We start from the raw sequence: 17,678 nt of genomic DNA, 5'->3' as shown, positions 1-17,678 counted from the left end.
GGACGGCGAGCGCCTATGGATCGGCACGCCGGTGCGCTGGGCGCCGCGCGGGAGCGGCCGGGAGACCACCATGGACGCCGACGATCCTGAGACCGGGCTGCTCTCCCAGGAGCAGTACGCCGCGCTGGCCGAGTTCCGGTATCGGCTTCGGCGCTTCCTGGCCTTCAGCGAGGCGGCCGCATCCCGGGCCGGTATCCCGCCCCAGCAGCACCAGGCCCTCCTGGCCCTGGCCGGCCATGCCGGTCGCGCGCCGCCGACGGTCGGATTGCTGGCCGAGCAGCTCCTGATCGCCCCGCACAGCGCGGCCGAGCTGGTCGCCCGGATGGTCGAGGGCGGCCTGTTGACCAAGGAGCGGTCGAGCGAGGATCGCCGGCGCAGCGAGCTCGCGCTGACGCCCCGGGCCGAAGCGTTGCTGCGGGCCCTGACCGCCGCGCATCTGGAGGAGCTGCGCGGCTTGGCGCCGGCTCTGGCCGATGCGCTGACACCCGCGGCATCTTGACGCGAAATGGGACCGTTGGTTTCCTCCCCCATGGGGTGACCGGATGGCGGATCGAGTCGGTTCGGACGCGCGCAGCGTCAAACTTCGCGGCTTCTACGCGTCCCTCGTGGCGGGCCAGAGCGCGGCGGCCGACGGGCGCATCGAGGAGGCCTTCGCGGCAGTGCCGCGCGAGCCGTTCGCCGGGCCGGGTCCCTGGTCGATCCTGGCTGCCAATGTCTGGCGGTCGCGGGACCGCGGGTCGCCCTACGTGACCACTCCGGACGACGATCCGGCCTTTCTCTACCAGGATGTGCTGGTCGCTCTCGACGCCGCCCGCTCCATCAATATCGGCCAACCGAGCCTGCACGCCCTGTGCCTCGACGCGCTGGCGCCCCAGCCCGGTGAGACCGCGATCCAGGTCGGCACCGGCAGCGGCTATTACACGGCGCTGCTCGCCCATCTGGTCGGACCGGAGGGCCAGGTCCACGGATTCGAGATCGATCCCGGCCTCGCCGAGCGGACGGCGCGCAACCTCGCGCCCTGGCCCTGGGCCCGGGTCGAGGCACGCTCCGGCGCGTCGGACGGGCTGCCGCAAGCCGACGCGATCTACGTCAATGCCGGCGCACCGCGCCCGGCGCCCGCCTGGCTCGATGCCCTGCGGCCGGACGGGCGGCTGCTGTTCCCGCTCCAGCCTCGCTACGGCCGGGGCGGCATGCTGCTGATCCGCAAGGTCGCCGGTGCCGCCGCATGGCCGGCGCGGTTCGTCTCGCCCTCGGTCTTCATCCCCCTGCAGGGCCTGCCGGAGGCTGACACGGAGGGGTTGTCGGAGGCCTTCGCCCGGGGGCCGCTGATGACCGTCCGCGCGATCCGCTTCGGCGAGAAGCCCGATGCGAGCTGCTGGTACGATGGCGGCGATTGGTGGTTGTCCACCCGCGCGCCGTGAGGCCGCCGGCGGCTACCGGAACGGGCACGCCGTGAAGGCCGGCAGCGTCTCGGCGCGGGCGCAAAGGGCGGTGAGGTTCGGATGCGCGTCCTCCGAGACCGCATCGCCCTGGACGCTGCGGGTAAATCGGCAGACCACCGCGGCGGTGATGTCCGGCTGAAGCGGCTCGGGCCCGAACAGCCAGGGCTGCCGCGCACCGACCTCCCGCTCCAGCTCCGCATAGGCGGCCGCGAGCTGCGCCTGGACGCGCTCGAGCCACGGCGCGTGATGCTTCTCCTCGGGGCGCAGGTTGCGCTCGTAGACCAGTTGCACCGTCTTGTCGGCGGCCGCCAGGGCGAGGCCGAGGATGCGGCAGGCCCGGGCATGGGCATCCGGCGTCGCGGGCATCAGGCGGGCGCGTGCGGGGTGCAATTCGGCCAGGTGGGCCAGGATCAGCGTCGAATCCATCAGCACGATCCCGGCCTCGGTGATCAGGGTCGGGGCCTTGATCACCGGGTTGAGGGCGCGGAAGGCGTCGATGTTGCGCAACACCGACAGGGGCTCGAGGGTGAACGGGATGTCGGCCAGCCGCATCGTGATCGCGACGCGGCGGACATAGGGCGAATCGAGCATACCGATCAGGCGCATGGCGACATCCTCAGACTGGCCGCATCCCTCTGTGCGGATAGGCGAAATGTCCCCGGTGCGCGCCTCCGTTGCCAGTGGCACGATCGGCCATTACCAGCGGGATCATGCCAAAATCGCGCCGTCCCACCGTCGTCATCCTGGCCTATGACGGGCTCTGCACCTTCGAGTACGGCTGCGCCGTCGAGGTCTTCGCGTTGCCCCGTCCGGAATTCGGCGCGCACTGGTATCGCTGCGCCGTCGCGGCCGTCGAACCGGGGCCGCTGCGCGGCAGCGGCGGGGTCATGATCCAGGCCGATGGCGGCCTCGAACTGCTCGACGGTGCCGGAACGATCGTGATCCCGGGCTGGCGCGGCCCGACCGGCGCGATCCCGCCCGCCCTGCTCGACGCGTTGCGGCGGGCGCATGCGCGCGGGGCTCGCCTCGTCTCGATCTGCGCCGGGGCCTTCGTGCTGGCCGAGGCGGGGCTCCTGGCGGGGCGCCGCGCCACGACCCACTGGCATTTCACCGACCGGCTCGCGGCCTATCCGGGCGTGCAGGTCGCCGCCGACGTTCTGTATGTCGATGCGGGCGCGATCCTGACATCGGCCGGGAGCGCGGCCGGGCTCGACCTGTGCCTCCACGTCGTGCGGACGGATTTCGGCGCGCAGATCGCCAACCGGGTCGCCCGCCGCATGGTGGTCCATGCCCATCGGGACGGCGGCCAGGCGCAGTTCGTCCAGCGGCCCGTGCCGAAGCGGGCCGGCGCCAAGCTCGGGCTCCTGTTCGATCGCGTGCGTGAGACGCTCGGCGAGACCTGGACGGTCGAGCGCATGGCGGCCGAGGCCGGGCTCAGCCTGCGCAGCCTCCATCGCCACGTACGCGACGCCACCGGCCAAGCGCCGGGGACCTGGCTCATTGCCGAGCGGCTGGCCGAGGCGCGGACGATGCTCGAGGAGACGACCCGCTCGGTGGACGAGATCGCCCGGCTGGTCGGGTTCGGCTCGGCGCCGGCCCTGCGCAGCCATTTCCGCAGCCTCCTGGGCGTGACGCCCACCGCCTACCGACGCAGCTTCACCACCGGGCCTGCAAGGGCTCTGCAGGACGCAGCCTGAGCCGCCGCTTCAGCGCGCGCGGGCGACGCAGAACTCCACCGCGCCGTTGAGCGCAGCCTTCACGGGCCCGTCCGGGAAGATGTCGAGGGCGGCGCGGGCCTGGGCGCCGTACTGGTGGGCGCGGGCCACCGTCTCCTCCAGGGCGCCGTGGCGCTGGAGCAGGTCGAGGGCGGTGCCCAGGTCGTCCTCGCCGATCTCGCCCTGCTGGAGAGTCCGCCGCCAGAAGCCGCGCTCGCCCTCGCTCGCCCGGCGATGGGCCAGCACGATCGGCAGGGTGATCTTGCCCTCGCGGAAATCGTCGCCGACATTCTTGCCGAGCTCGGCCGAGGTGCCGCCGTAATCGAGCACGTCGTCGATCAGCTGGAAGGCGATGCCCAGATTCATCCCGTAGGCGCGGGCGGCGTCCTGCTCGGCCTTCGGCCGGCCGGCCAGGACCGGCCCGACCTCGCAGGCGGCGGCGAACAGCTCGGCGGTCTTGCCGCGGATCACCGCCAGGTAGGCGGCCTCGTCGGTCTCGAGGTTCTTGGCGTTGGTGAGCTGCATCACCTCGCCCTCGGCGATCACCGTGGCGGCGGCGGACAGGATGTCGAGCGCCCGCAGGGAGCCGACCTCGACCATCATCCGGAAGGCCTGGCCGAGCAGGAAGTCGCCGACCAGCACCGAGGCCTCGTTGCCCCACTTTATCCGGGCGGCGACGCGGCCGCGGCGCATGTCGCTCTCGTCGACCACGTCGTCGTGCAGCAGGGTCGCGGTGTGCATGAACTCGACGCTGGCGGCGAGCTTCACGTCGCCGTCGGCGTCGCCGGCATAGCCGCAGAGCTTGGCGCAGGCCAGCGTCAGGATCGGGCGCAGGCGCTTGCCGCCGGACGCGATCAGGTGGTTGGCCACCTCCGGGATCATCGCCACGTCGGAGCCGGTCCGCGACAGGATCGTGGTGTTGACCCGGGCCATGCCGTCCGCCACCAGCGCGACGAGGTCGTTCAGCCCCGCCTCGGCCTCGGGCTTCGGATTCTCGATGGAGAGGGCCATACCCAAGATCCGCGACCTCCAGTCCGGTTCCCCCGCAGGGAGCGGGCGATCCCTTCGCACGCGCCTCGCGGCGCCGCAACATCAGCGCCACCGGGATATGGTGCGACGAGCCTGCGCAGCGAACGCGACGAATGCGCCGGAAGCCCGGCCTCCCGCCGAAGAATTGCGATGATCGTGCTGATTTCCGCGAATGACCCGGTCCTGATCGGCTTCGCCCGCTCGGTGCTCGAAGCGGCCGAGATCCCGGTCCTGGTGGCCGACACCCATATGAGCGTGATGGAAGGCTCGATCGGGGCGTTCGGCCAGCGGCTGATGGTGCCGGGGGATTGGGCGCCCCAGGCCCGCCGGTTGCTGAAGGATGCCGGGCTCGCCAACGAGTTGCGCGACCCGTGAGCGACGCGCCGGACGCATTCCTGGGCGGGATCCTGCGCCTGCACCAGCCGCAACGGGGGGCGCACCGGGCGGGGACCGACGCGGTGCTGCTCGCCCGATGGCTGGCGCCGGCGGCGGGGGAGCGGTTCTGCGATGTCGGCGCGGGGACCGGCGCGGTGGGCCTGGCCTGCGCGGCGCTCAATTCCGGCAGCCGCCCGACCCTGGTGGAGCGCGATCCGGATCTGGCCGGGCTGGCCCGGGCGAACGCCGCCCTCAACGGACTCGACGCGACCGTGATCGAGGCCGACATGCTCGCCCCCGCGTCCGAGCGCCGCGCCGCCGGGCTGGAGCCCGACAGCTTCGACCTCGTCCTGACCAACCCGCCGTTCTTCACGGAAGGCCGCCACCGTCCCTCCCCGCATCCCGGCAAGGCCACGGCGCACACATTTCCCGAGGGCAGCCTGGATCTCTGGATCCGCGCCTGCACGACGATCCTGCGGCCGGGGGGGCGGTTCGGGCTGATCCACCGGGCCGATGCCCTCCCGGCCTGCCTGGAGGCGCTCAAGGGCCGCTACGGCGGGATCGCGATGCGCCCGGTCCATGCCAGAGCCGAAGCCCCGGCGATCCGGGTGCTGATCGCCGCGACACGGGGCAGCCGGGCGGCGCCAAGCCTATTGCCGCCCCTGGTGCTGCATGGCCCGGACCCGAAAACATTCACCCCGGAGGCCGAGGCGCTCCACCGGGGCGCCCCCTGGCCGCCGGCCTGATCAGGCCGCCAATGCGGTCGGCGCCACATCGCCGATGCCGAGGAACCGCTCGACGGCGGGCAGGTCCGAGAACCCCAGAAATTCCGGGCGCAGGGGCTCGGGCAGCCCGTCGAAATTGAGCCCCGGGAACGTGTCGGGATGCGGGTAGAGCTGCCACTCGGCCCCCGGCTCCACCGGCGGGAACAGGATCGCGACCTTCTCCTCGCCCAGGCGCACGATCCGGGTCGGGCTGTAGGACAGGGTCTCGATACTCCAGTTCCGGTGATGGTCCCGGCGGGCCTTCAGGGTACGGCGGCTCGGCGCGCGATGCATGGCGGTCTCCTGCGGTTGGGGGATGGTGTGGGGGTTCAGGCGGCGCTGCGGCGGCCGGTGCGCTTCGGCCAGCCCAGGGACACGAGGCGCGCCTTGGCGTAGTCGCGGACCTCGTCGCGGGTGCCGGGCGGCATCGCCGCCAGGATCGCTTGGGTCGCGCCGTCGAGCATCAGGTCGGTCACCGCGTTGATCGTCTCGGCCTCCTCGATCCGGCGCTTGAGGTCGCCCTCGGCCTCGGTGACCTCGTCGAAGGGCTGGGCCTCCTCGAAATCCTCGTCCACCGCCCGGACAGTCGGCAGCTGAGCGCGGAACTCGTCGGCCTCCTCCTCCGAGTAGACCAGGCCGTGGAGCTCGATCAGCTTGAGGATGACGCGGTCCTTCCCGCGCTTCTCGGCCATGGCGTAGACGTAGGCCGCCTGCTTGCCCGAGACGCGGTAATTCACGTTGACCAAAGCCTCGCCCATCGACCACTCGATCCGGTCGGGGGCCTGTTTCGCGCCGGCCTTGGCGCCGGGCAGGCACCCGGTCACCAGCAGCACGGCCTCGTCGCGCTCGGCCCGGATGATGGTCGGCGGATCGAACACGATCCCGGCCTGCGCGGCGATGCGCTCCAGGGTCTTGTGATAGATCACGGCCGTGCCCTGCACGCGCCAGACGTTGCCCCCGAAGGGCTCCCCGTAGCGCACCAGGATGTCGGCGATCTGCTTGTCGGCGGTTCGCATGCGGGGCTCGTTCCGGTGTGAGACAGCTGCGTCATCCACAGCTTTCTACGGCGACGCTCTTTGTTCCTGTTTTGTTTCACCGTATATGCGTGATTGCGGGGGCGTGCGCAAGGGTTGCGGCGCGTCCGCCCTGTCGATTGGTGGGGCTGCGTCAGTGCGCGCGGGCGTGCCGGGGGCAGGCGGGGAGGGTTCGGTTTCGAGGCGGTTTCAGGGATCGGCTTGAGGCGGGGCGGTGATGCGCGGGCGTTCGGATCGCTTCCCGGCACGCGACGCGGCGTCGTCCGGGCCCGATCGGCGCGCCTCCTTTTTGGGTCCTGGCTGGCGACCGACGATCGCGGGACCTCGACGAAGTCCTCCGGAAACCCGGGGCTGGCGGGACGCCGGCTTCGAAGCCTCCGCTTCGGCACTTCGGGATCGAGGAGCGGTTCGGAAGACCGGCAGGTTCGCCGCTGCCCCACCCTCATCGCCAGCGCAGGGACGGATCCGGGGGACCGAAACGGGTCCGCATGAGGGGTGCTGCGTTCGACCGATATGGGCCGCGCGGACAGCCCTTGGGGCTTCGCGCATGAGGCGGTCCTAACCGGCGCCCGGTCCTATAGCGTGCACGGAGGCGTCCCAGCATGTCAGGCGTCGAGGACGCGGACGTCGTTGAGCGCTGCGCCGTTCCACCAGGGCCGGCCCCATGCCCGGCCTCGGATCCGCGCAGCTGGTGTGGAACGCCGCCTCTTCCGAGCGCCGCCAAGTCTTCGCGTCAATGACCGCCTATCGTCCAGCTTTCGCGGCCAATATCTGCAATGGTCAAGGTAAGAACGGGGTGTCATTTTATTACAATTGATTTTAATAGTGCAGCCCCGGGAAACATTCCGGCGCGAATACATTCTATGCAGGAGCACCCTTGAGCAGAGTCGAGAATCCTTCCTCCTGATTGGGGAGACGGTCCATGAAAGCACTGGTTTGGCACGGCACTCAGGATATCCGCTGCGATACGGTTCCGGACCCCAAGATCGAGGATGATCGCGACGCAATCATCAGGGTCACCGCCTGTGCGATCTGCGGCTCGGATCTGCACCTCTACGACCACTTCATGCCCGGCATGGAGAAGGGCGACGTCATGGGCCACGAGTTCATGGGCGAAGTCGTCGAGACCGGCAAAGGCGTCAAAGGCGCTCTCAAGAAAGGGGAGCGCATCGTCGTGCCGTTCACGATCATCTGTGGTGAGTGCGATCAGTGCAAACGCGGCTATTTCTCCGTCTGCGAACGCTCGAACCGCAACAAGGATATCGCCGACAAAGCCTTCGGTCACACCACAGCGGGCCTGTTCGGCTACACACACCTCACCGGCGGTTATCAGGGCGGGCAAGCCGAGTACGTCCGGGTGCCGTTTGCCGACAAGACGCACATCAAGGTGCCGGAAAACCTGAGCGACGAGCAGGTCCTGTTCCTCGGTGACATCTTCCCCACCGGCTGGCAGGCGGCCGTACAGGCCGACATCCAGCCGACCGATACGGTCGCGATCTGGGGCGCCGGCCCCGTCGGCCAGATGACGCTACGCTCCGCGCTCCTGCTCGGGGCCAAGCGGGTGGTCTGCATCGACAGCGTGCCCGAGCGCCTGGAAATGGCGCGCGCGGGCGGTGCGACGACGATCGACAACAGTCAGGAAAGCACGGTCGAGCGCTTGAACGACCTCACGGACGGCAAGGGCCCGGAGAAGTGCATCGATGCCGTCGGCATGGAGGCGCATTCGCCGCGCGCGCTCGAACATGCTTACGACCGGCTGAAGCAATCTGTGATGCTCGAGAGCGACCGGGCCTCGGTGCTGCGCGAGATGATTTACGTCTGCCGCCCCGCCGGCATCCTTTCGATCCCGGGCGTTTATGGTGGGCTTGTCGACAAGATGCCGATGGGAGCCCTGATGAACAAGGGTCTCACCATCCGCACGGGTCAGACCCACGTGAACCGGTGGACGGACGACCTCGTCAAGCGCATCGACGACGGGCAGATCGATCCGTCCTTCGTCATCACCCATCGGGCCAAGCTCGATCAAGGGCCCGAGATGTATAAGACCTTCCGCGACAAGAAGGACAACTGCATCAAGGTCGTGCTCAGACCCTAAGTGGTTCCGCAGCCCGTCGCGCTGCGGCGGGCTGGCCACTTCGCCCCCATCGCGGCAGCGAGGAAGTCAGCATGTCCGACGGTACATCTCAACGCGATCCGAGGCGTGCGCCTGTGCGCTCTTCGCTGCCGAGCTATCTCACTGCGGACCCGCGCCGAAGACCGGATCCCGCGACCAGGGAGCTCGCTCACGGCTTAGGTTGGTTCTCGATCGGCCTCGGGGTGACCGAGGTGGCGTGTGGCGGTGCCATCGCGCGCTGGCTTGGAATGCCGCGCGCAGCCCCTGTCATCCGAGCCTATGGCGTGCGGGAACTCCTACAGGGGGTCGGGATCTTGGGCTCGCGTGATCCGACCCCCTGGGTCTCAGCGCGTGTCGCGGGCGACGCCCTCGACATCGCTACGGTCCTGCCCGGGCTTGAGGGCGATAATCCGCGCAAGGACAATGTGCTGATCACCCTCGTGGCGTTGCTTGGCGTGACCGCCGTCGACGTGATCTGTGCGCAGAACCTCGCGGAGGCACCCCTTGCCCCGTCTGAGACGGTCCGACGCGATTACCGCCGCCGCAGCGGCTTCCGCCGCCGTGCCGAGGCGATGCGGGGCGCGGCACGCACCTTCAAACCGCCACCCGACATCATTGGCCCGGAGGCGATGCGTCCTTGGACGCTGACCAACGTCTAAGGCTGGAAGGATGGCCGGCCGGTTGCGGCCTGTTCTCGAAGAGGCGGCGGGACGGGTCTTGTTGCGGACCGGTCCGCCCATCTCACACGGCCTCGGTCGTGAGCAGTCCCTGCGGCTCTGTTCGTATTTAGATAGTCACTGTCATAGGCGGACGGAGAGAAAACGGCCGCGATAAGGCATACCGGCGCAAGATCGGGCGAAGCGTAAGCGGCCGCGCTTTCACGGCTTCGTTTTGATGCTGTCATGCGCGTGGTTGGCCGCCTCAATCGCTGCGCCGTGATCAAGTGCCCACGCGCAGAGCGCCTCGAAGGGCTGGCGTAGCGAATGGCCCAGCGGGGTGATCGCATACTCGACGCCGATGGGTGCGGTCGGCAGCACGGTCCGGGTCACCAGACCGTTGCGCTCCAGCCGCTTGAGCGCGTCCGCCAGCGCCTTGTGCGTGATGCCATCGAGCCGCCGCTTGATCGCATTGAACCGTGCCGGCCGCGGGCAGAGCACCGTGAGGATCAGGATCGTCCACTTATCGGCGATCTTGTCCAGCACCGGGCGGACCCGCGCCATGTTGGCGAGCGCGCTCGCGGACAGGGCATCCAGGTCGGTATCATCGGCCATATCTAGGCTAACCTAAGTGCGTTCTTGATAGCAGATATACGATCTGTATCTCATGCGTCGTCGCAGATGAAGGGATGCCGCGATGGCGCGTATGGTGGACAAGGTTGCTCTCGTGGTTGGCGGCGCGAAGGGCATCGGCCTGGCGATCGCCGAGCGGCTGGCGATCGAGGGCGCGTCGGTCGTCTTCACCGGGCGGCGTGCCGACGAGGTCGCGGCAGCTGCCGCGAGGATCGGGCGCGGTGCGCGGGGTCTCGTCGCAGACGCAGCCTCACAGACGGATCTGCACCGTGTCGTGGCGACGGTGCGGGAGACGCAGGGCCGGATCGACGCGCTGGTGCTCAACGCGGGCATCTCGGAACCGGCGACCCTGCGCGACGGGACGGTCGAGCATTTCGACCGGCACTTCGCGGTCAACGTCCGTGGGGCCGTCTTCGGGTTGCAGGCGGCGCTGAGCGCGATGGGTCGGGGCGGGGCGGTCGTATTGGTGGGCTCCATCGCGGACGTCATGGGGGTGACGCCCTACGGAACTTACGCCGCCACGAAAGCGGCCCTGCGTTCCTACGCGCGCACATGGACCGCGGAACTGGCCCCCCAGGGCATCCGCGTGAACGTGGTGGCCCCCGGCCCGACCGACACCGCCATGATGGCGAGCGTGCCGGAGGCGGGGCGGGCGGCGCTGATCTCACCGATCCCGCTCGGCCGCATGGCGCGTCCTGAGGAAGTGGCTGCGGCCACACTGTTCCTCCTGAGCGACGAGGCGAGCTTCGTCGCGGGAGCCGAACTGTGCGTCGATGGCGGGATGCAACAGGTCTAGCGTCTCGATCACGGTTTCCGCGTGTCCGCTTCGGCCGGTTTGCATCCCCGAAGCGGACCGTCTCGAACCCACCCAACCCAGACCCCGGGTTGGTCGGTGCGTCCTGTCGAAACCCGACGTTCCCGCAGCCCTCAGCTTGCGCGGCTCGACCGCGCGTTGTGGTCTCGTCCACGACGCGCGGGACCGGTCCACGCGGCAGCGGCCCGTACATGTGCCGGCGGTCAGCCGCCGTGCGTTCGGAGCCACCCGGCGATCCCCTCCACCACCTGCTGCTCAAGGCCGTAGTAACCGTGGGGCGAGAGCGAGCCGCAGGCCCTGTCCGACCGCTGCAGACCGCCGGCGACGGCGAGGACGCGAACGTCTGGCGCGTGCGTCAGGGCTGCGGCGATGCGGGGGGCCATCTCGGGCGGAGCCACGTCGCAGGCGTCGTCGCGGTTCGCCACGACCAGCACCGGAACGCGCACGCCCTGCGGATCCGCGTCGAAGACCGTCTCGGTGCTCCGTCGCCCGGGCACGGACACGGACTCGGTCAACACCAGGCCCGCAATCAAGCCCGGCCGGGCGTGGGAGGCCCCGTTCATCGCCGCTATCGTCCCCTGGCTGGTGCCGACCAGGAAGACGGGCACAGGGGCTTGATCCCGCGCGTAGGCTGCCAGGCCGTCCACCAGCCGGCCGTAGGCCGGGGAGCTTCGCACGCCCCGCAGGTTTGCCTGATCGACGGTGTCGGGGATCAGCACGGCGTAGCCCCTTGCCACCCAGTCCGCCCGGGTGCGGACGACGAAGTTGTCCGCGTGGCGCAGGTCACCGTCGCGCCGAACGCCGATGTCACCGGAGCCGCCCGGCAGCATGACCAGCGTCGCCCTTGGGTGAGGCGGTGCGTCGTAGAGGACGCGCTGGCCCAGACCGGCGCCGAGCGGCAGATCCACCACCCGCTCTCCCGCAACCAGGGCCTGCCTCACCGATCCGGTCTGAGCGATGGCCGGGGCGCCGAGCAGGCTGAGGGCGACGAGCGAGAGGGCGAATTGACCCGGCATCACAGCTCTCCCTGAACCGACCGAGAGGAACGACCTGTTCGATGTCTGCAGACTGCGCTCGCGTTCCTGCAAGCTGGCTGAACGGCTTGGCCGAGGACATCAAATTCCAGTCACGATACAGACTGCAACGCTCCGTGTTCGAGCAACAAGCCGCGTTGCGTTGAGCCGAATGGTCTCGGGCCGACGCACGCATCATCCGGTTTCGCCCTCTCGATCGCCCGCAGGACGTAGCGGGTCGCCGAACCACCGACGCGCAGACAGTTCGAAGGCCCGAGATCACCGCAGATGGGCGCGACGGCGGCGTCGGCGTCCTACGTTTCGCGCTCAGAAGCGGACCGGCGGAAATCCACTGACCGCGCTCGTTCAAACGCTGGGACCGCATGTCCGGACCTGGGCATCGCAGGGGACAGCGCGGAACCACGGAGGCTGGCCGCTGGGGTTGCGATGAGCCGGCCCCCTCCGTTCGTGAACGCGCCGAACGCACTCACGAAGGCTGAAGACGCCGATGTCGGATCAGCCCACGTCCGCATGAACTCAGTGTTTGCTGTGCGCGGCAGCGTAATTGCCAGGTGTCGCTGCCCCCTCCGGCTCGGAAAGCGAAAGGGCGGACTCCACGTCCGGCGCGTCATCGGTGACCCGAAGACCGTCAGCCGACCGGGTGAACGTCACATGCATCGCCGGTTGGCCAGCAGCGCGGGGCGCAGAGAGCGTGACGGATTGTTCAGGCGTTCCGAGAAGCGTCTCAAATCGCGTGGCCGATCCACCCTCCGCGGCCGTCGTGACGACGAGCAGCAATCCGTCTCTCTGATCCGTGAAATAGGCGATGCCGTGAGTCAGGCCCAAACCGATGGAATAGGCCTCCATCGATTTCATATGCCTGTCCATGGCAGACGCTGTATCCGACAGATAAAATGGCGCGCAGATCGCGGCAATCGAGGACAGGCAGACGCGATAGCCGATTTTGGACCGGGACTTAGTCATATTCGATTCCATTTCAGAGCCAGCCCGTCGCATCACCGCCTCCGGGTGATCCCGTATCGACTTCGATTGTGCGTGACGCTGGACTTTATTTCACCGATTGACGCCGAAGAGGCATGTCGATTTGCCGCCGCCGGGATTGCATCGCCATGACAAGTTCGCGGAACCGCGCTTCAGATGAAATATTCGGCATCCGCGCGCGGGCTATCGCGGCTGTGCCCGGCTCGGTCGCGTGCGTTCCGACGAGCATCCCGGCGCAACAGGGGCGCGCACGACCCGCGCCGAGGGAGCCGCGAAGCCGCCCCGGTGGCGCATGGCCGAGCCGTCATGAAGCGCTACACGAGCCGACCGCGTCGCGCTCGTCACCCTGCACCGCGTAGCGATCGGAATCCGGAGGTCCGCTTCAGCGATCCCGCGCGGGCGGCTTGCGCGGCCGCGCAGGGTGCGGAACCGTCGATTCGGGTTGTCCGAGTTGGTCTTTCGAAACCGGGCCCGGTCGTGGCGTCGATCGCCGCTCCTCACGACGCCCCGCGGTTCGCGCAAGGCGGGGATCGCGCCGGCTATCGCAGATGCTCGACCAGGCGCCAGCAGCCCTGTCTGTGCTCGAAGACATAGGCCTCGGGCGCGCCGAACGTCCGGATGAGGTTGCCTTCGGGGGAGAACTTGGCCTTGACGAGACCCAGGCGCATCCGGTTGCCGTCGAGCGTGAAGCTCAATTCGACCCGCGCCAGCTTGCCTGGGTCGCGGCCGGGCTCGTCGTAGGACCACATGTAATCGATCAGGGTCAGCCGGAACGGCTCGACGGGGCGCGCGACCGGCTTGGCCGGGTCGTTCAGGTCGCGCTCGGCGATCTGGGGAGCGCTGTAGGCCGCACGCAAAGCCGGATCGGTCACGATCGCGTTCAGGAATGCGGTGAATCCGTCCTCCGTCTTGTCGCAGGCCCCCGACGGCAAATCGGCGCGGGTCGCGGCCGGTCGCACCAGGCCAGGAGTTGCCAAGGCGGTCGCCGCCATGGCGGTCGGTGCGGTGGCTGCGGCGGTCGGCTTGCCGCCCGGCAGGAGCAGGACCAGCAGCGCGGTCGTGAGCCGGCGTTGCCTCATGACGGCGTTCCTTCTTTCCGGCACGCCGCGGCCAGCGGGACACGGCGTAGGGGACTCGAGACGCGCACCGCCATCCTCGGCCCGGCCGGCCCTGTCCAGGGGACTAGCTCATCGCCGCCCCATGGACGGACGCGCGTGCGTTTTGCCAGGGCCTCAAGGCGCGCGGAGGCGGTTCCCCGAACCGGTGCCACCCGCGACGCCGGATCTCCGGCAGGCGGCTGACCATGCCCGGCGCCCTCAGGTCATCGAGGGACCGGAATACCCGCCTCGCTATGCCCACGCGCTGCCCGCTGGAGACAGAAATCCCCCCGCAGACGGCGTCACGCCTCACGCGATCCGGAAGCGGCACAACCGGAAAGCCCGAAAACCCCGGTTCCGGTCAGTTCAACGGACAGCGCCCAGAGCCGCTCAGCTTCTTCAGGATCCACGGCATAGGCCTTGACGCCCACGAACGGCTCATCGGTCGCCTCCGCCTGCACGGCCACGTCGCAATCCTCGCAATAGAGGCCGCCCAACCCGTCGAGCAACGCCGCGGTCGCGGCCCAGACCTGGGTGGCGGCGCCCTGAGCCGGGGTCTTGAAGGTCGGGTCCGCCAGCGCGCCGGACGCGTCGAGCCAGCCCTCCGCGATCATCTCGGCCCGGGTCAGGTGGCGCTGGAGCGGCGTCAGGATCTTCCCCGGATGCAGCGAGAAGGCGCGGATGCCCCGGTCCCGGCCGAGCCGGTCGAGATGGACCGCGAACAGGGCGTTGGCGGTCTTCGCCTGGCCGTAGGCGCGCCACTTGTCGTAGCCGGACGCGAAGTGGGGATCGTCCCAGCGGATCGGCGAGAGGTGGTGCCCGGCCGAGGAGACCGCGATCACCCGGGCACCCGGCCGGAGCAGCGGCAGGAGGCGGTTGGTCAGGGCGAAATGGCCGAGATGGTTGGTCGCGAATTGCGCCTCCCAGCCCGGCCCGACCCGCATCTCCGCGCAGGCCATGAGGCCCGCATTGTTGATCAGCCAGTCGATCGGCCGGCCGGCGGCCAGGACGCCCTCGGCGAAACGCCGGACGCTGGCGAGGTCCGCCAGGTCGAGGGCACCGACCGTGACCCCGGGGATCGCCTGGGTCGCGATCCGGGCGGCGTCCGGATCGCGGGCGCCGACCAGGATCGTCGCGCCCGCTTCCGCGAGCGCCCGGGTGGTCTCCAGACCGAGGCCCGAATGGCCCCCGGTGACGAGGGCGTGCCGCCCCGTCAGGTCGCGTCCGGCCAGGACGTCGGCGGCGGTGCTGCGGGGGCCGAAGCCCGATCCGAGGGGATTCTGGTGATCGATCATGGTCCTGCTCCGCGGCGGCGAAGCGATGCCGCCGTATCCCCGGGATGATCGACCCGCGGTGCCGGACGCTCCATGCTGCGCCGTCCGCGAATCCGACGCGGGCGTCCGGTCGTCGCCATGGATCCGCTCTCCGACGTGCTGTCCCTGCTCAAGCCCCGGAGCGTGCTGAGCGCCGGGCTCGATGCCGGCGGCGCCTGGGCGATCCGCTTCCCCGCCCATGACGGGATCAAGTTCAACACGGTGATGCGCGGCGCCTGCTGGGTGTCGGTGGAGGGCGAGGCCGAGCCGGTCCGGATCGCGGCCGGCGACTGTTTCCTGCTGACCCGCGGGCGGCCGTTCCGCCTCGCCACCGATCCCGGACTGCCGGCGATCGATGCGGCCACGATCTACGACCGGGCGGCCGACACTATCGCGACCTGCAACGGCGGCGGCGCCTTCTTCCTGATCGGCGGGCGGTTCTTCTTCGAGGGCGCTCCGGCCGGCCTTCTGTTCGACGCGCTGCCGGCCATCGTCCATGTCCGGGACGCCACCAACCAGGCCGCGATCCTGCGCTGGGCTCTGGAGCAGCTGGCGGCCGAGCTGCGCCTGAGCGCGCCCGGCGGCACCCTGATGGCCGACCATCTCGCGCAGATTATGCTGCTCCAGGTGTTGCGGCTCTGGCTCGCCTCCGGGCGGCCGACCGGCTGGCTCGGGGCGATCGCCGATCCACGGCTGACGCGGGCGCTCACGGCCCTGCATGCCGAGCCGGCGCGGCGCTGGACGCTCGCGGAATTGGCCGGGCGCGCCGGCATGTCGCGCACGACGTTCGCGGAACGGTTCAGGGCGGTGGTCGGGCAGCCGCCGCTGGCCTATCTCGCCGGCTGGCGGATGCAGCTCGCGGCCGACCGGCTGCGCAGCTCGGATGCGCGCGTCGCATCCATCGCGTATGCCGTCGGCTACGAATCCGAGACCGCGTTCCGCACCGCCTTTCGCCGGCAGATGCTGTGCACGCCGATGCAGTATCGGCGGAGAATGGCCGCATTGTTGCTGCACCGCACCCTGCGCTAAAGCTCGTCCGGAAAAGGTGGAGGCCGGCTTTTCGGGCGCGATGACGCGACCGAGACCGGACCGCCGGGACGCTGTCCGAGACCGAGCCGCGATGACGCCTTCCCTCTGGACCCGCCTGTCGAACCCCAGCCACTTCATGCGCTGGTCCGGCGCCCTGGTGCCGTGGCTCGCCGCCCTGTCGGCGGCCCTCGTCGGCCTGGGGCTGTACCTGACCTTCTTCGTCGTGCCGCCGGACTACCAGCAGGGCGAGACCGTGCGGATCATGTACATCCATGTCCCGGCGGCCTGGCTCGGGGTGTTCTTCTACGGCGCCATGAGCCTGTCGGCGATCGGCACCCTGGTCTGGCGCCATCCCCTGGCCGACGTCGCCCAGCGCGCCGCTGCGCCGATCGGGGCGGCCTTCACGCTGATCTGCCTGGTCACCGGCTCGCTCTGGGGCAAGCCGATGTGGGGCACCTACTGGGTCTGGGACGCGCGCCTGACCTCGATGCTGATCCTGCTGCTGATCTATTGCGGCATCATCGCCCTGTGGCGCACCCTGGAGGAGCCGAACCGGGCGGCCCGCGCCGTGGCGATCCTGACCCTCGTCGGCGCGGTGAACCTGCCGATCATCAAGTTCTCGGTGAACTGGTGGTCGACCCTGCACCAGCCGGCCTCGATCCTGCGCATGGGCGGCTCGACCATCGACCCGTCGATGCTCTACCCGCTGCTGATCATGATCGGCGCCGCGACGCTCGGCGGTACGACGCTCCACCTCTACGCGATGCGCACCGAGATCATGCGCCGCCGGGTGCGGACGCTGACGATCCGCGAGGCCGAGCGCCTGGACCGCACGCAGCCGCGCCTCACGCCGAAGCCCGCCGGGATGCCGGTCGGGCAGCCGGTCTAGGATATTCCCGATGGATCTCGGCTCCCACGGCGGCTTCATCGTCGCCGCCTACGCGTTCACGGCCCTGGTCATGGCCGGCCTGATCGGCAACGCCATCCGCGACCGGCGGGCGCAGCTGCGCGCCCTCAGGGGCTTCGGGGAGGAGCGGCGGTGACCGGCGACGACCTTACCGACCGGCCGCCCCCCGTCCGACGGTCGCTGCTGCTGGTCGTGCCGGTGCTGGCGTTTGCCGCGCTGGCCGCGGTGCTGTTCCTGCGCCTGCGCTCGGGCGCCGACCCGGCCGCCCTGCCCTCCGCGATGATCGGCAAGCCGGTGCCGAGCTTCAGCCTGCCGGCAGTGCCCGGGCTCAAGGTCGGGGACGCCCCGGTGCCGGGCCTGTCCAGCGCCGACCTGAAGGGCCAGATCACGGTGATCAACGTGTTCGCCTCGTGGTGCGCGCCCTGCCAGGTCGAGCACCCTATGCTGATGCGGCTCGCCCGGGAGCCCGGCATCCGGCTGGTCGGCATCGATTACAAGGAGCCGAACCCGGCCGCCGGCCAGCGCTTCCTGGCCCGGCACGGGGTGCCGTTCAGCGCCGTCGGGGCCGATGCCGACGGGCGCGCGGCGATCGATTTCGGCGTCTACGGGGTCCCTGAGACCTTCGTGGTCGGGCCGGACGGGGTGATCCGCGACAAGCTCGTCGGCATCCTCACGCCGGACAATTACGCCAGCGTGCTCACGCGGATCCGGGCGGCCGGAAAGGTCGCGCAGGCGCGCTGAC

The 17,678-nt window shown here is 69.8% G+C and carries 21 protein-coding genes; 12 read left to right on the top strand and 9 right to left on the bottom strand.

Translation table 11 applies throughout. From position 1 onward, the window contains the following. Window positions 1–70 precede the first annotated feature (70 nt). Both WYO_RS10170 and WYO_RS10165 read left to right on the top strand, forming a co-directional pair. Complete coding sequence (locus WYO_RS10170; RefSeq protein WP_007561954.1) at window positions 71–499, top strand: helix-turn-helix domain-containing protein; 429 nt, start codon at window positions 71–73, stop codon at window positions 497–499. A 43-nt stretch (window positions 500–542) separates the two neighbouring features. Beyond that, a complete protein-coding gene (locus WYO_RS10165) occupies window positions 543–1,421 on the top strand; it encodes an O-methyltransferase (RefSeq protein ID WP_007561952.1) in 879 nt (292 codons plus the stop codon). Window positions 1,422–1,433: 12 nt separating this feature from the next. Here WYO_RS10165 and WYO_RS10160 read toward each other — a convergent pair whose 3' ends face one another. Continuing rightward, window positions 1,434–2,048, bottom strand: a complete 615-nt coding sequence (locus tag WYO_RS10160) for a glutathione S-transferase (RefSeq protein ID WP_007561951.1) — start codon at window positions 2,046–2,048, stop codon at window positions 1,434–1,436. 104 nt (window positions 2,049–2,152) lie between these two features. Here WYO_RS10160 and ftrA point away from each other — a divergent pair, with 104 nt between their 5' ends. Next, window positions 2,153–3,139, top strand: coding sequence for a transcriptional regulator FtrA (gene ftrA / locus WYO_RS10155; protein WP_007561949.1), 987 nt, complete (start codon window positions 2,153–2,155; stop codon window positions 3,137–3,139). Window positions 3,140–3,148: 9 nt separating this feature from the next. On the opposite strand, the gene WYO_RS10150 is transcribed toward ftrA, so the two are convergent. After that, window positions 3,149–4,168, bottom strand: a complete 1,020-nt coding sequence (locus WYO_RS10150) for a polyprenyl synthetase family protein (RefSeq protein ID WP_007561947.1) — start codon at window positions 4,166–4,168, stop codon at window positions 3,149–3,151. Window positions 4,169–4,336: 168 nt separating this feature from the next. On the opposite strand from WYO_RS10150, the gene WYO_RS10145 reads away from it, so the two are divergent. Both WYO_RS10145 and WYO_RS10140 read left to right on the top strand, forming a co-directional pair. Then, window positions 4,337–4,561 carry a DUF2007 domain-containing protein gene (locus tag WYO_RS10145; RefSeq protein WP_007561945.1) on the top strand — a complete coding sequence of 75 codons (225 nt, stop codon included), beginning with the start codon at window positions 4,337–4,339 and terminating at the stop codon, window positions 4,559–4,561. Beyond that, complete coding sequence (locus tag WYO_RS10140) at window positions 4,558–5,307, top strand: methyltransferase (RefSeq protein ID WP_007561943.1); 750 nt, start codon at window positions 4,558–4,560, stop codon at window positions 5,305–5,307. The genes WYO_RS10145 and WYO_RS10140 overlap by 4 nt, the downstream gene beginning before the upstream one ends. Here the strand turns inward: WYO_RS10140 and WYO_RS10135 are convergent, their stop codons facing one another. After that, complete coding sequence (locus WYO_RS10135; RefSeq protein ID WP_007561941.1) at window positions 5,308–5,619, bottom strand: hypothetical protein; 312 nt, start codon at window positions 5,617–5,619, stop codon at window positions 5,308–5,310. It lies immediately after the preceding gene. A 35-nt stretch (window positions 5,620–5,654) separates the two neighbouring features. After that, on the bottom strand, window positions 5,655–6,341 hold the full coding sequence (locus tag WYO_RS10130; RefSeq protein WP_007561939.1) for a hypothetical protein: 687 nt from the start codon (window positions 6,339–6,341) through the stop codon (window positions 5,655–5,657). A gap of 940 nt (window positions 6,342–7,281) precedes the next feature. On the opposite strand from WYO_RS10130, the gene WYO_RS10125 reads away from it, so the two are divergent. Next, window positions 7,282–8,454, top strand: coding sequence for a zinc-dependent alcohol dehydrogenase (locus WYO_RS10125; RefSeq protein ID WP_007561935.1), 1,173 nt, complete (start codon window positions 7,282–7,284; stop codon window positions 8,452–8,454). A 71-nt stretch (window positions 8,455–8,525) separates the two neighbouring features. Next, complete coding sequence (locus WYO_RS10120) at window positions 8,526–9,131, top strand: hypothetical protein (protein ID WP_039902654.1); 606 nt, start codon at window positions 8,526–8,528, stop codon at window positions 9,129–9,131. Between the two features lie 219 nt (window positions 9,132–9,350). Here the strand turns inward: WYO_RS10120 and WYO_RS10115 are convergent, their stop codons facing one another. Next, a complete protein-coding gene (locus WYO_RS10115) occupies window positions 9,351–9,743 on the bottom strand; it encodes a helix-turn-helix domain-containing protein (RefSeq protein ID WP_007561931.1) in 393 nt (130 codons plus the stop codon). 82 nt (window positions 9,744–9,825) lie between these two features. Between WYO_RS10115 and WYO_RS10110 the strand changes: the two genes are divergently transcribed. After that, window positions 9,826–10,557, top strand: a complete 732-nt coding sequence (locus tag WYO_RS10110) for an SDR family oxidoreductase (RefSeq protein ID WP_007561929.1) — start codon at window positions 9,826–9,828, stop codon at window positions 10,555–10,557. 221 nt (window positions 10,558–10,778) lie between these two features. On the opposite strand, the gene WYO_RS10105 is transcribed toward WYO_RS10110, so the two are convergent. The 4 genes from WYO_RS10105 to WYO_RS10090 form a co-directional block, all read right to left on the bottom strand. Next, the gene (locus tag WYO_RS10105; protein WP_007561927.1) at window positions 10,779–11,591 is read right to left on the bottom strand and encodes an alpha/beta hydrolase; all 813 of its coding nucleotides are present in this window, start codon (window positions 11,589–11,591) and stop codon (window positions 10,779–10,781) included. Window positions 11,592–12,125: 534 nt separating this feature from the next. Then, window positions 12,126–12,605 (bottom strand): hypothetical protein, encoded by a 480-nt coding sequence (locus WYO_RS10100; protein ID WP_007561926.1) that lies wholly within the window; start codon window positions 12,603–12,605, stop codon window positions 12,126–12,128. Between the two features lie 524 nt (window positions 12,606–13,129). Next, complete coding sequence (locus tag WYO_RS10095) at window positions 13,130–13,669, bottom strand: hypothetical protein (protein WP_007561924.1); 540 nt, start codon at window positions 13,667–13,669, stop codon at window positions 13,130–13,132. A 320-nt stretch (window positions 13,670–13,989) separates the two neighbouring features. Beyond that, a complete protein-coding gene (locus WYO_RS10090) occupies window positions 13,990–14,982 on the bottom strand; it encodes an SDR family NAD(P)-dependent oxidoreductase (RefSeq protein ID WP_007561923.1) in 993 nt (330 codons plus the stop codon). A 117-nt stretch (window positions 14,983–15,099) separates the two neighbouring features. On the opposite strand from WYO_RS10090, the gene WYO_RS10085 reads away from it, so the two are divergent. The 4 genes from WYO_RS10085 to WYO_RS10070 all read left to right on the top strand — a co-directional run bounded on the left by WYO_RS10085 (window position 15,100) and on the right by WYO_RS10070 (window position 17,677). Further along, entirely contained in the window at window positions 15,100–16,029 is a 930-nt protein-coding gene (locus tag WYO_RS10085) for an AraC family transcriptional regulator (RefSeq protein WP_039902669.1), read from the top strand. 91 nt (window positions 16,030–16,120) lie between these two features. Continuing rightward, window positions 16,121–16,918, top strand: a complete 798-nt coding sequence (locus tag WYO_RS10080) for a heme ABC transporter permease (protein ID WP_007561919.1) — start codon at window positions 16,121–16,123, stop codon at window positions 16,916–16,918. A gap of 10 nt (window positions 16,919–16,928) precedes the next feature. Beyond that, window positions 16,929–17,072, top strand: coding sequence for a heme exporter protein CcmD (gene ccmD / locus WYO_RS10075; protein WP_007561917.1), 144 nt, complete (start codon window positions 16,929–16,931; stop codon window positions 17,070–17,072). Then, window positions 17,069–17,677: a DsbE family thiol:disulfide interchange protein gene (locus tag WYO_RS10070; protein ID WP_007561916.1), complete on the top strand. Its 609-nt coding sequence runs from the start codon at window positions 17,069–17,071 to the stop codon at window positions 17,675–17,677. The genes ccmD and WYO_RS10070 overlap by 4 nt, the downstream gene beginning before the upstream one ends. Window position 17,678: the final 1 nt, after the last annotated feature.

Origin of the sequence: Methylobacterium sp. GXF4, from assembly GCF_000272495.1 — a bacterium.
GTDB lineage: Bacteria > Pseudomonadota > Alphaproteobacteria > Rhizobiales > Beijerinckiaceae > Methylobacterium > Methylobacterium brachiatum.
Note: the sequence above shows the minus strand (reverse complement) of the source record. Positions and strands in the feature narration are given on the sequence as shown.

Bases quoted from the DNA above. Each gene is read 5' to 3' on its own strand.
- WYO_RS10170 (WP_007561954.1), top strand. From the start codon at position 71: ATGGACGCCGACGATCCTGAGACCGGGCTGCTCTCCCAGGAGCAGTAC.
- WYO_RS10165 (WP_007561952.1), top strand. From the start codon at position 543: ATGGCGGATCGAGTCGGTTCGGACGCGCGCAGCGTCAAACTTCGCGGC.
- WYO_RS10160 (WP_007561951.1), bottom strand. From the start codon at position 2,048: ATGCGCCTGATCGGTATGCTCGATTCGCCCTATGTCCGCCGCGTCGCG.
- ftrA (WP_007561949.1), top strand. From the start codon at position 2,153: ATGCCAAAATCGCGCCGTCCCACCGTCGTCATCCTGGCCTATGACGGG.
- WYO_RS10150 (WP_007561947.1), bottom strand. From the start codon at position 4,168: ATGGCCCTCTCCATCGAGAATCCGAAGCCCGAGGCCGAGGCGGGGCTG.
- WYO_RS10145 (WP_007561945.1), top strand. From the start codon at position 4,337: ATGATCGTGCTGATTTCCGCGAATGACCCGGTCCTGATCGGCTTCGCC.
- WYO_RS10135 (WP_007561941.1), bottom strand. From the start codon at position 5,619: ATGCATCGCGCGCCGAGCCGCCGTACCCTGAAGGCCCGCCGGGACCAT.
- WYO_RS10130 (WP_007561939.1), bottom strand. From the start codon at position 6,341: ATGCGAACCGCCGACAAGCAGATCGCCGACATCCTGGTGCGCTACGGG.
- WYO_RS10125 (WP_007561935.1), top strand. From the start codon at position 7,282: ATGAAAGCACTGGTTTGGCACGGCACTCAGGATATCCGCTGCGATACG.
- WYO_RS10120 (WP_039902654.1), top strand. From the start codon at position 8,526: ATGTCCGACGGTACATCTCAACGCGATCCGAGGCGTGCGCCTGTGCGC.
- WYO_RS10115 (WP_007561931.1), bottom strand. From the start codon at position 9,743: ATGGCCGATGATACCGACCTGGATGCCCTGTCCGCGAGCGCGCTCGCC.
- WYO_RS10110 (WP_007561929.1), top strand. From the start codon at position 9,826: ATGGCGCGTATGGTGGACAAGGTTGCTCTCGTGGTTGGCGGCGCGAAG.
- WYO_RS10105 (WP_007561927.1), bottom strand. From the start codon at position 11,591: ATGCCGGGTCAATTCGCCCTCTCGCTCGTCGCCCTCAGCCTGCTCGGC.
- WYO_RS10100 (WP_007561926.1), bottom strand. From the start codon at position 12,605: ATGCGACGGGCTGGCTCTGAAATGGAATCGAATATGACTAAGTCCCGG.
- WYO_RS10095 (WP_007561924.1), bottom strand. From the start codon at position 13,669: ATGAGGCAACGCCGGCTCACGACCGCGCTGCTGGTCCTGCTCCTGCCG.
- WYO_RS10090 (WP_007561923.1), bottom strand. From the start codon at position 14,982: ATGATCGATCACCAGAATCCCCTCGGATCGGGCTTCGGCCCCCGCAGC.
- WYO_RS10085 (WP_039902669.1), top strand. From the start codon at position 15,100: ATGGATCCGCTCTCCGACGTGCTGTCCCTGCTCAAGCCCCGGAGCGTG.
- WYO_RS10080 (WP_007561919.1), top strand. From the start codon at position 16,121: ATGACGCCTTCCCTCTGGACCCGCCTGTCGAACCCCAGCCACTTCATG.
- ccmD (WP_007561917.1), top strand. From the start codon at position 16,929: ATGGATCTCGGCTCCCACGGCGGCTTCATCGTCGCCGCCTACGCGTTC.